The organism is Clostridium chrysemydis, assembly GCF_015234215.1.
Lineage (GTDB): Bacteria > Bacillota > Clostridia > Clostridiales > Clostridiaceae > Clostridium > Clostridium chrysemydis.
Genome location: NZ_JADEKP010000029.1, coordinates 1 through 447, shown reverse-complemented (window position 1 = coordinate 447; position 447 = coordinate 1). Strand labels below are relative to the sequence as shown.

1 tRNA gene and 1 rRNA gene are annotated in these 447 nt (G+C 36.7%); both read left to right on the top strand.

Going from position 1 to position 447, the window contains the following annotated elements:
* Positions 1-79, top strand: a 16S ribosomal RNA gene (locus tag INR60_RS17195); the annotation flags it as partial.
* 136 nt (positions 80-215) lie between these two features.
* Positions 216-292, top strand: a tRNA-Ile gene (locus INR60_RS17190).
* Positions 293-447 lie beyond the last annotated feature (155 nt).

Below are 447 nucleotides of genomic sequence, written 5' to 3'. Positions count from 1 at the left end.
ACCTAAGGTAGGGTCAGCGATTGGGGTGAAGTCGTAACAAGGTAGCCGTAGGAGAACCTGCGGCTGGATCACCTCCTTTCTATGGAGAAATCTGATTAACAAGATGATTAATCAGTACAGCCAAAAAGTCAAAATCTCGATTTCTTATTCGAAAGAGATTGGGTTTGTATTATACTGTTCAATTTTGAGAGATCTTAAATCTCTTAAATGAATATGGGTCTATAGCTCAGCTGGTTAGAGCGCACGCCTGATAAGCGTGAGGTCGGTGGTTCGAGTCCACTTAGACCCACCAAATGTTCTTTAAAAATTGCATATTATATATTAATTAGTTGATACAACAAGCCAAGAAAAATGTATTTAAATATACTATTCTTTGTAACAATATATCTAAGATTGCAAAATCTTAAAAATGACTAAATAGGTCAAGCTACAAAGGGCGTATGGTGA